The 10,286-nt window shown below is 70.4% G+C and carries 10 protein-coding genes and 1 pseudogene; 6 read left to right on the top strand and 5 right to left on the bottom strand.

Annotated features, from left to right (window positions below):
- A pseudogene (locus ACLBXO_RS20815) lies at positions 1–174 on the bottom strand (porin family protein); the annotation flags it as partial.
- A 493-nt stretch (positions 175–667) separates the two neighbouring features.
- On the opposite strand from ACLBXO_RS20815, the gene ACLBXO_RS20810 reads away from it, so the two are divergent.
- A complete protein-coding gene (locus tag ACLBXO_RS20810; RefSeq protein WP_447686533.1) occupies positions 668–2,182 on the top strand; it encodes a glucosamine inositolphosphorylceramide transferase family protein in 1,515 nt (504 codons plus the stop codon).
- 83 nt (positions 2,183–2,265) lie between these two features.
- The gene (locus ACLBXO_RS20805; RefSeq protein WP_331315858.1) at positions 2,266–2,427 is read left to right on the top strand and encodes a YqaE/Pmp3 family membrane protein; all 162 of its coding nucleotides are present in this window, start codon (positions 2,266–2,268) and stop codon (positions 2,425–2,427) included.
- 721 nt (positions 2,428–3,148) lie between these two features.
- On the opposite strand, the gene ACLBXO_RS20800 is transcribed toward ACLBXO_RS20805, so the two are convergent.
- Positions 3,149–3,757: a glutathione S-transferase family protein gene (locus ACLBXO_RS20800; protein ID WP_331315859.1), complete on the bottom strand. Its 609-nt coding sequence runs from the start codon at positions 3,755–3,757 to the stop codon at positions 3,149–3,151.
- A gap of 96 nt (positions 3,758–3,853) precedes the next feature.
- Here ACLBXO_RS20800 and ACLBXO_RS20795 point away from each other — a divergent pair, with 96 nt between their 5' ends.
- Complete coding sequence (locus ACLBXO_RS20795) at positions 3,854–4,576, top strand: helix-turn-helix transcriptional regulator (protein WP_331315860.1); 723 nt, start codon at positions 3,854–3,856, stop codon at positions 4,574–4,576.
- Positions 4,577–4,897: 321 nt separating this feature from the next.
- Here the strand turns inward: ACLBXO_RS20795 and ACLBXO_RS20790 are convergent, their stop codons facing one another.
- Complete coding sequence (locus tag ACLBXO_RS20790) at positions 4,898–5,290, bottom strand: winged helix-turn-helix transcriptional regulator (protein WP_331315861.1); 393 nt, start codon at positions 5,288–5,290, stop codon at positions 4,898–4,900.
- 82 nt (positions 5,291–5,372) lie between these two features.
- Here ACLBXO_RS20790 and ACLBXO_RS20785 point away from each other — a divergent pair, with 82 nt between their 5' ends.
- Positions 5,373–6,104: an SDR family NAD(P)-dependent oxidoreductase gene (locus tag ACLBXO_RS20785; protein ID WP_331315862.1), complete on the top strand. Its 732-nt coding sequence runs from the start codon at positions 5,373–5,375 to the stop codon at positions 6,102–6,104.
- Positions 6,105–6,378: 274 nt separating this feature from the next.
- Positions 6,379–6,915 carry a DUF2867 domain-containing protein gene (locus tag ACLBXO_RS20780; RefSeq protein ID WP_447686532.1) on the top strand — a complete coding sequence of 179 codons (537 nt, stop codon included), beginning with the start codon at positions 6,379–6,381 and terminating at the stop codon, positions 6,913–6,915.
- Between the two features lie 300 nt (positions 6,916–7,215).
- On the opposite strand, the gene ACLBXO_RS20775 is transcribed toward ACLBXO_RS20780, so the two are convergent.
- Positions 7,216–8,106 carry a hypothetical protein gene (locus tag ACLBXO_RS20775; protein ID WP_331315864.1) on the bottom strand — a complete coding sequence of 297 codons (891 nt, stop codon included), beginning with the start codon at positions 8,104–8,106 and terminating at the stop codon, positions 7,216–7,218.
- A 255-nt stretch (positions 8,107–8,361) separates the two neighbouring features.
- Between ACLBXO_RS20775 and ACLBXO_RS20770 the strand changes: the two genes are divergently transcribed.
- Entirely contained in the window at positions 8,362–8,898 is a 537-nt protein-coding gene (locus tag ACLBXO_RS20770; protein WP_447686531.1) for a hypothetical protein, read from the top strand.
- Positions 8,899–9,184: 286 nt separating this feature from the next.
- Here the strand turns inward: ACLBXO_RS20770 and ACLBXO_RS20765 are convergent, their stop codons facing one another.
- A complete protein-coding gene (locus ACLBXO_RS20765; protein WP_331315866.1) occupies positions 9,185–10,216 on the bottom strand; it encodes a fumarylacetoacetate hydrolase family protein in 1,032 nt (343 codons plus the stop codon).
- Positions 10,217–10,286: the final 70 nt, after the last annotated feature.

Raw genomic sequence — 10,286 nt, 5'->3', positions numbered from 1 at the left:
GTCGCTGGCGTCGAAGGCGTAGCCGGCGTTGATACCGAAGTAGGCGCCGGTCCAGGTGAAGACCGGGACGGGGGTGAACACCGGCGGCGGGGCCGCGCGGCGCGGCAGGTCGGCGGCCGAGGCGGCGGCGGTGAGGGCCGTGAAGGCGGCCAGCGAGGCCAGGAGCTTGGTCATGTCGGTTCCCCGAATGTGTGATCTGGCGGTGTGGCTACCGATCAGCGGGGAAAATGGCTGTAGTTTTGAGGTCACACTGCCGGTCGAAGGCCCGAGATGCCAGAGTAATGCGTCTTTCAAGACGCGGCAGGGCGCGGAAATACAGCGCGCAGTACGCGAGCGAGCGCGATAACAACGCGGCGTCGTTTTGGTTGCATCGAGAAGTACGGTCGGCGCCGGCTGTGACGGGTGTGCCACACCAGGGCGCCGTGAGCCCGCCGAAAGGCCCGGCGGCGATGCCGATCGATGCCGACGCCGGCCCGCGCGGCCCGGCAAGGTGCGGGCGCCCCCCCGCGGCCGCGAGACCGGTTCTCGCCGCGCGGAACCCGCTCAGGACGCGTGTTGCGCGCGTATCGCGAGTCTCGATCCGAGGTTATGACTCCTGTTACCACCGGGAAAATAGATGGACTCGACAGTCGTCGTCTCGGCGACCGTGCGATGGGACCCGGGCGCCATGCATGTGAGAGTTCGCCTCGACGGCGCGAACCCGCGGCGCTGGCACGTCGCGCTGCTGGACCGGCTGTCCGGCCTGCCGGGCATCGCGGCCGTGAGCGTCGACGCCGCGCCCGGTCCGGACCGGTGGCCGGCACAGGCCGACCTGCTGTTCCGGCTGGAGGCCCTGATCTTCCGGCTGGCGCCGAACGGGTCGGCGCCCGTGCCGCCGGCGGATCTCGCGGCCTGGATCCGTGCCGCGACCCCGGACCTCGTGCTCGACCTGTGCGGCGACGCGGTCGCCCCCTGCCCGGTCTGGCGCGTGGCCTACGACGGCGGCCTCGGCGAGGCCGGCCTGCTCGCCAGCCTGCTCGCCGGCCGCGTCCCGCAGCTCGACCTCCTCGAAGGCGGCACCGTCGTCGCCGCGGGCCGCCTCGGCTCGGACTACCGGGGCTCCGTCGCCCTCTCGTTCGAGGACGCCCTGTCGCGCACGGCGACGGTCGTCGCCGCCGCCCTGCGGGCCCGGTCGGATGGCCGCGCCGGCGCGGCGACGCCCGCCGCGGCCGCGCCCGCCAGACAGGCGCGGATCCCGGCGTCCCGGCCGGCGCGGCTCGTCGCCCGGGGCCTCGTCGGCCGCCTGTACAGGCTGTGCTACCACGCCCCGCACTGGCGCACCGGGTGGCGGACCCTCCGCGGGCCGGACCTCGTCGCGCTGGGCCGCCATCCCGCGGAGGGCTGGCAGGTGCTGCCCGACGACGGGCGGCGCTTCTACGCCGACCCGTTCCCCCTCGCGGTCGACGGGACGACCCACGTCTTCGTGGAGGAGTTTCCGCACGCGACCGGCAAGGCGATCATCTCGGCGGTCCGCTTCGGTCCGGCCGGGCCCGAGGGGCCGCCCGTCCCGGTTCTGGAGGAGCCGCACCACCTCTCCTACCCGTTCGTGTTCGCGCGCGCCGGCTCCGTCTGGATGGTGCCGGAGAGTTCCGCGGCCGGCACGGTCGATCTCTACCGGGCGACCCGCTATCCGGGTGGCTGGGTGAAGGAGGCGACGCTCCTCTCCGGCGTGGTCGCCAGCGACGCGACGCTCCTCGAGCACGGCGGTCGCTGGTGGATGTTCGCCACCGTCCGGGACGCGCCCGTCGGCGCCCCGCCCGGCTCGGGCTGCCACCACGACGCGCTGTATCTCTGGTCCGCGCCGGACTTCCGCGGGCCGTACGCGCCGCATCCGGCCAACCCCGTGCTGGTCGACCCGTCCTTCGCCCGGCCCGCGGGCCGGATCGTCGCGCGCGACGGGACCCTGATCCGGCCGGTCCAGGATTGCGCCCACGGCTACGGCCGCGCCCTGTCGCTGGCGCGCATCGACCGGCTCGACCCGGAGGGCTTCGCCCAGACCATCCTCGGCCGGATCGAGCCCGGCCCGGCCTGGCCCGGCAGCTGCCTCCACACGCTCAACACCGGCGGCGGGATCGAGTGCATCGACGGCTCCGGCCGGGCCTCGCGTCTCAGGGCATACCTGAACGCGCGGTCCGGCGCCTAGGCGTGGCCGCGGCGGAAGCTCGACCGTCCGGAACCAGCCGCCGCGATCCGTGTTCGGTCACGAACGCGGAGACCCGTCGCCCCATGATCATGATCCTCATCTGCTTTCTCGCGCCGTGGCTCGCCATGTTCCTGCGCGGAAAGGTGCTCCAGGGCATCCTCTGCATCATCCTCCACCTGACGATCATCGGATGGATCCCGGCGACGATCTGGGCGCTCGTCGTCACCCGCAAGGAGGCGGCCTGACCGAGGCGGCCTGACCGAGGCGGGGCGGTCGGGGCCGGCGGCTCCGCCGCGCTGTCCGATCCCCGCACACGAGAACGGCGGGGCTCCCGCCCCGCCGCTCACGTCGTCCGTTCGGGCGGTCCGGCGCTCGGGCGGACCCGAGCCGGCGCACCGCGCGGCTCAGAAGCCCATCAGCACCCCGGCCGAGCCGGTCACCGTCATCGCGAGGCCGCCCAGGAAGGCGCCGATCATCGCGTAGGAGAAGCCCTTCAGGACCATGTCGTGCACTCCTTTCATCAAGCGGCGGGTCCTCAGCCGGACCCGGTCGGTTCGTCTGCAATGACGATGCCGGATCGGCCCCGCGCGTGCGGTGCGAAGAGTCACGCTGCACCGCGGAACCGTTCGGCGCCGGTTCAGGCTGCCACGGTGAGCGAGACGGCCGCAGGGCCCGTCTCGCTCACGCGAAATGCGCCGGCAGGCTGAGGGCCTGCGCGTAGGTCGCGAGGGCGACGGCGCCGGCGATCAGGGTCGCGGCCAGGGCGATGCGGTTGGTCCAGGTCATGGTCGTCTCCATCGGGTTCGCGACCGGGCTGCGACCCTGTTCGCGGTGTGATCCCGATGTATGCTCAAGCTTTCGGCCCCGGCGTGTCCCGGAACACCTGCGGTCGCCGGAGCCGCTCGGATCCGCCGCGCCCGGGCCGTTCCCGACCACCCGGAACGCGGGAGCGGCGCGCCGTCGGCGCTAGGCGGCTTGCGGCCCCGCCGCGCCGTCCTTCGCCGCGGCGCGCAGGGCGGCCGGGCGGGACCGGCAGCGGTCCAGATAGGCATCGAGGGCCGCGCTCGCCGGGAAGGCCGCGCGGCCGAAGCCCAGGGCGCTGCCGATCAGGATGTCGGCGCCGGAGAACCGCGCGCCCATCACGTAGGGACCGCGCGCCAGGGCGGTTTCCAGGCGGTCGACCACCGCCGCGTGGTTCCGGCGCTTCTGCGGCGATCCCGCGAGCTCACCCGTCAGGCCGGCGAACAGCGCGGGCTCGAACTCGGCGACGTACCAGGCCAGCCACGTCAGGTACGCGCCGCGCTCGGGGGCGCCCGCCGCCGGCGCCAGCCCGGCTTCGGGGAACGTCTCCGCCAGGTAGAGCACGATGGCCTGGGACTCGGTGACCAGACCGCCCGCGTGCAGGATCGCCGGGACGCGCTTGTCGGGATGCGGGTTGGCGGCGTCCGGCACGCCCTCGCCCGTCATCGGCCGGAAGATCGAGACCGGCGCGATGGTGTAGGGCACCCCCATCTCCTCCAAGAGCCAGACGATGCGCGAGGAGCGCGATTGCGGGGCGTGGTACAGGGTGATCATGGCGCGGTTCCTGTCGGCACGGCGCGCGGGAGGGCCGTGGCGGGAGGACTTGTAGGGACGCCCTGCTGACAGCATCCTGTCAGCAGGGGGCGGTGGATGCGGCGCGCGGACAGGCTGTTTCAGATCATCCAGATCCTGCGCCGCTCGCCGCGCCCGGTGACGGCCGCCGCGATCGCCCGGGAGCTGGAGGTCTCGGTCCGCACGGTCTACCGCGACGTCGCCGACCTCGTCGGCCAGCGCGTGCCGATCCAGGGCGAGGCCGGGCTCGGCTACGTGCTCGGCGCGGCGTTCGACATGCCGCCGCTGATGCTGACGCCCGACGAGATCGAGGCGGCCGTCCTCGGCGCGCAGTGGGTCGCGGGCCGGGGCGAGCCGGTCCTGGCCAAGGCGGCGCGCGACCTCATCGCCAAGATCACCGCCGTGGTGCCCGAGCGCCTGCGCCCGTTCATCGCCGATCCGTCGATCGGCACGCCCTCGGCCTTCGCGCAGGCCGCGGACGGGATCGACGTCGCCCGCGCGCGGGCCTGGATCCGCGAGGGCCGCAAGATCCGCATCCGCTACCGCGACGTCCGCGGGGATCCGAGCCAGCGCGTCATCTGGCCGGTGATCGTCGGGTTCTTCGATCAGGCCCGGATGGTGGCGGGCTGGTGCGAGCTGCGCGGGGAATTCCGGCACTTCCGCACGGACCGGATCACGGAGGCGGAGTTCCTGGAGGAGCGGCACGGCCTCCGGCCCGCCGTCCTGCGCGCGCGCTGGAAGCGGAGCCTGTCGGACCGGCGGGAGGCGGCGGCGCCACCCGCCTCGCCGGCCGTGCCGTAGGCGGGGGGCCGGACGCCAGGGCCACGCGGGACGGCGAGGCGACCCCGGTAGGGCTCGAACCTCCGGCCTGCCGCTGGGAGGGCTACGCAGCGGCGCGATGGATCAGCCTGCATTCCGACAGGTTCGCGGTTCGCCCCAACGCGGAGAGCGGTCGCTCATCGCGCGTCGTCGGAACGGCCGAGGAACGTCGCCGCACTGCCCTCGACGGGACGAACGGCATCCCGCTGGTGGTCCAAATCCGACGGATGGACCTCATGCGCTGGGTCCACGGGCGTGGGACACAGCGGTTCAGCATCTGACGGGTCGAAAGCGGCCGCGCGCTCACGGCCTCGTCTTGCTGCTGTCGTGGTCCTGGTTGGCCGCCTCGATCTCTGCACCATGGTCCAGGGCCCACGCGCAGAGCGCCTCGAAGGGCTGGCGCAGCGAATGGCCGAGCGGGGTGATCGCATACTCGACGCCGATGGGGGCGGTCGGCAGCACCGTCCGGGTCACCAGTCCGTTGCGCTCCAGCCGCTTCAGCGCGTCCGCCAGCGCCTTGTGCGTGATGCCATCCAGCCGCCGCTTGATGGCGTTGAACCGTGACGGCCGCGGGCAGAGCACCGTGAGGATCAGGATCGTCCACTTGTCGGCGATCTTGTCCAGCACCGGGCGGACCCGCGCCATGTTGGCGAGCGCGCACGCGGCCGCGGCCTCGAGATCGGTATCGTCGGCCATATCTAGGCTACTCTAGGTGCGTTCTTGATAGCAGATATACGATCTGTATCTGCTGAGCCATCGCGGATGGAGGGATGCGCTGATGGCTCGCATGGTGGACAAGGTTGCCCTCGTGGTCGGCGGGGCGAAGGGCATCGGCCTCGCGGTCGCCGAGCGGCTGGCGATCGAGGGCGCGTCGGTCATCCTCACCGGACGGCGCGCCGACGAGGTCGAGGCAGCCGCCGCGCGGATCGGCCGCGGTGCGCGGGGTCTCGTGGCCGATGCAGCCCGACAGGCGGATCTGCACCGCGTCGTCGCCACGGTGCGGGAGACGCATGGCCGGATCGACGCGCTGGTCCTCAACGCGGGCCTCTCGGAACCGGCGACCCTGCGCGACGGGACGCCGGAGCATTTCGACCGGCACTTCGCGGTCAACGTCCGTGGGGCTGTCTTCGGGTTGCAGGCGGCGCTCGGCGCGATGGGGCGGGGCGGGGCAGTCGTGCTGGTCGGCTCGATCGCCGACGTCATGGGGGTGACGCCCTACGGAACCTACGCCGCCACGAAAGCGGCCCTGCGTTCCTACGCGCGCACCTGGACAGCGGAACTGGCCCCACAGGGCATCCGCGTGAACGTGGTCGCCCCGGGCCCGACCGACACCGCCATGATGGCGAGCGTGCCGGAGGCGGGGCGGGCCGCGCTGATCGCGCCGATCCCGCTCGGACGCATGGCGCGCCCGGAGGAAGTGGCTGCGGCCACCCTGTTCCTCCTGAGCGACGAGGCCAGCTTCGTCGCGGGGGCCGAACTCTGCGTCGATGGCGGGATGCGCCAGATCTAGCCTCGCCAGGTTGGTTTCGGTCTGTCCGCTCCGGCAGGTTTGCCTCCCCGAAGCGGACCGGCCGAAAGCCACGGCGCGCGGTTCTCCCGCTTCCGGCCCAGACTCGTCGCACGCCTGCAAAGGCGCGCTTCCCGAAAGCGGACCGTGCTTTGGGCGTTGTTCAGCCCGCGAAGGGCCTCGAGTCACGCTTGGCAACTCTGGGATGAGAGCCCTCTTCCAGCAAGCGGCGGGTATAGACTCTGCCGCCTCGAAGCCGGAATCCGGAGCTGTGAGCATGGCTGAGCGATCGTCCCAGATCCGAACCATGACGCCGCCGGCCGATTGCGCGGTGGCCTCTTGGTATCCTGGCGCAGATCTCGTCGATGCCTTCGCGGTGACGCTGCCCGGGCCCGGACCGCATGACCTGTCCAGGCTGGCTCAAGCCGCACTCTCAGACCCGCCCCCCTGGGTCACGGCAGCCATGGCGCTGCGTGACGCGGCGGTGCGCCTCTTCGGCGTTCAGACGTCGGGGGAGATCAGGGCCCGCCTGAAGGCCGACAGCCGGGACCGGGTCGACTTCTTCCCAGTACGCTCACGGTCCGAGCGAGAGATCGTCCTGGGCGAGGACGACCGCCATCTCGATTTTCGCCTGTCGCTTCTTCTCAGCCGACGGCCGGACGGACAGGAGGAGCTCGTCGCCACCACGGTCGTGCGCTGCCGCAACCAGCTCGGCCGTGCCTATCTCGCGCTCATCAGGCCCGGGCACGCCCTCGTCGTCCGCTCCGGTCTGAAAAGGGCCGTGGCATTCCAGGCCGGTCGGCGAGGCGTTTGACGAATCTCGGGTCCGTTGGCGCCGCCGGGGCCGCTTCTGAGCGTATGGGACAGAGGATCCTGAGCGCCCCGAAAGCTGCCGGCCATCGCCCTACGATGGCAGCGACCGACATGCCTCATCCCAAAAGCGGTCGGGCCAATGTCCACCCTTCACGGACGTTCCGGAGGGGCTTGCCGAGCCTCTGATCGCCAGCAAGAGCTCCCACCCCACCGGTCATGAGCATGCGGCGCCGAGTTCCGAAGCAGCACGGCTCCCTGTTTCAGCGCGGCGACTGTCTATGCAGCGAGCACTGAACGTTGGCTAATCGTCGAGGACGTAGGAGAATCTCAGGACCGCGTGCGGACTGCTCGCGGAGTAACCGACAACGTCACATCCTCGACGAACGGGACCCGCCCCCCGGAGGGTCAGGGTGTACAGGTGGTCAGAGAAGTGCCCGTTCACCGGATACGGCGCAGGTGGGCAGCCATCCTTGAAGGCGAAAGCGATTCCTCGAACTCGGCCGGGTGAAAGATTGCCTTTGAACAGCACAGTGCCGGGCTGAACCGCCGAGCGGATCGACGCTTTCGGGCGATTGTAGATGAGCGTATCGTCGACCTGAACAACTTCGCTGCCGTTGTGCATCCAGGGTCTTCCGCTGACTTCCCCGGGTGCGATCGGTGGCGGGCGCCGCATCGCGGCCGCGGCGCCGGGCTGGACTGTTGGCGGAATGGGCCTGACGGTCTGCGGCGCCGCGCCGGGGCAGAGGGTTCTCCAGTTCTGATCGAGCGGGTAGGCTTCGCTCGCCATCCCCAATTCGACGACCCGTCTGTCCTCCGACCGCCATTTCGTGATGGGTTTGCCGTCAGTGGTGTCCGGCCAGACGCCGATATACTCGTAACGTCCGCCGCCGGCGAAGAATACAACACCTGCAGAGCAGTCGGCGCTGGCTGCGACCACCTTCGGAAGGGTCGCATCCCAATCTGCGACGCAGGCTTCGATATCCGCGGCGGCCGTGAAGAAGCCGCCGCAGTGCTCCCGCTTCGACGCCGCAGTGAATTCGCCAGTCGCGCGTGCGTCACGCGTTCCAAGTCCCGATGAGCTTCTCACCGTCGCGGCCGGCGTCCGCGTGGCCACCGCGAGCGTCAACTCCGCGGCACTCGCGCTGGCTGTGAGGCCACATGTGCCGAGGAGAAAGGCTGCGCTGCGCTTCATGCGAACAGGATGTCCCGTCTTCGCGCATGTTGAATGTATCCGTCCGATAAAATTGCACCGGTCGTGCGCTCGATCGAATCATGTTTCAGGAAGGTTTGATGTTCGCCGCAGCATGCGCGTCCGGCAGCACGAGGACGTCGGAAGCACAATGGGCGTGTCTTAAGGGGATGATTACGCTGACTTCGCGTCGTGCTGTATCGGATTGCCGATCTCTGTGATGTTGGAATGTGTTCGTGCGAGTTGTCGTGAGCGAAAATGGTCAGAACATCGTTCGTCGTGACTTTCCTCGCGGCCGTATCGACCGCTCCGGCGATCGCGGCTCCGTCGGGCCCCGCCGGTCAGGCGATCGCCGCTTACATGCGAGGGACCGGGATCCCGTGTTACAAGCCGTCGGGAGAGGGGCGGTGCAGCATTGCCGCGCTCAACCAAGGCACGAAGGTCTTCTACGGCAAGCCCGACAGCCTGTCCGAGATGGCGGTGGCGTTCGTCGTTTATCAATATGATGCGACCGGGAACGGCATGGACCAGATGGCCATCGTGTTCAGAAAGGAGGGCGACCGGTGGCTGCCAGTCGGCCGGGCCGACAACACCGTGGGAAGTTCGCCGCGCAACGTGCGCTTCGCGCCGGGCGCGATCGCCTACACCGGCACGGTCGTCGGCCAGAACGACAGCCGAGCCAATCCGACTGGGAAAGGCACCTTCCGCCTGGTTGTCACGTCGAACGGGGTCACCTTCGGCGGTAAAGGCAATGCTGGTGTCTCGCTGCAGAACGAGATCCAGCGCCGCAGATGAGACGCTCCCGCCGGGGGCATGCGCCGCACGGCGGCTGAGGCTCGGCAGAACTGCCGGTTCCCGCGAGTCCGGCCCGGACCGCGGCTCTCCAGGTCCGGCCATAGGGCGACTCGCCGGACGGTCCCCGAATTGGTGGTCAGATCCCGCCCTGGGGCGGGCCAGGCCGTCGGCATGGCTCGCAGCTCGCACCGGACCTCCGGCGAGCTGCGAGGGCGAGGCTGCGCGCGGGCCAGGACCGACTCACCGCGCTCGACCGGTGCCGTGACGTGACAGGGAACGGCCGTCCTCAGGCCGGTACGGCTTGGATCACGTTCCGCAGCGTTCCGAGCCCGACGATCTCCGTTTCCATCACGTCGCCGGGCTTGAGGAATTCCGGAGGCTTGCGCGCGTTGCCGATGCCGGGCGGTGTACCGGTGGCGATGATATCGCCCGGGACCAGGGTGAGGCCGTGTGAGAGCTCGGCGATGATGCGGGCCACCTTGAAGTACATCTGCTTCGTCGAGGCGTCCTGCTTCACCACGCCGTTGACCCGGGTCAGAAGGTGCAAGTCGGACGGGTCGAGGTCTGCGGCGGGAACGATCCACGGACCGATCGGCCCGTACTTGTCGAGGCTCTTGCCCTTGAACCACTGCCCACCATGCAGCTTGATCTGCATGTCGCGCGCGGTGGTGTCGTTGATGACGCTGTAGCCGAACACATGCCTCATGGCGTCGGCCTCTTTGATGTTCCGCCCCGCCGTCCCGATGATGACAGCGAGTTCCACCTCCCAATCGATCGCGGTCGAGACCTCCGGATCGAACGGGATCGGGTCGTAGGGCCCGTTCACGGTGTTGACGCCCTTGGTGAAGAACACCGGATGCGCCGGGTACTCCATGTTGGTGCCGCGGACCGCTTGGCCCTCCGCGAAGTGCTCCAGGTAATTCCAGCCGACCGCGTAGATGTTGCGCGTCGGCGCCGGGATCGGCGCCAGGAGGCGCACGGTCTCCACCTGTGGGCCATCGCCCGAAGCTGCGGCCCTGCGGATCGCGTCGAGTGCCGCGGGGCCGGCCTCGATCAGGGAGACCATCTGGGCCGGATCGAAGCCCGACAGTCCGGCGCGGGACAGGTCGACGACACGCCCGTCAGAGCGCACGACGCCGAGGCGCGGGGTGGCACCCGCATCGGGCATGAAGGTCACGAGGCGCAGGGCGTCGCCGCCCGCCGGCGGGATCGGGTGCCCGGGAGCCGAAGCGGGCGCCTGAGCCGACGCGGACGACGCCAGCGCGCCCGCCGCGGTGGCGGCCACTGTGAGGTTGAGGAAGTCGCGCCGGGTGCTCATGAGCCATTCTCCTCCACGCTCGCCCTTCGCTGAGGCGCTGCGCGCGTGGAACCTCAGTCCTGCGCATTCA

Source organism: Methylobacterium sp. C33D (genome assembly GCF_053345825.1).
This window is presented reverse-complemented; position numbering and strand designations above follow the sequence as displayed.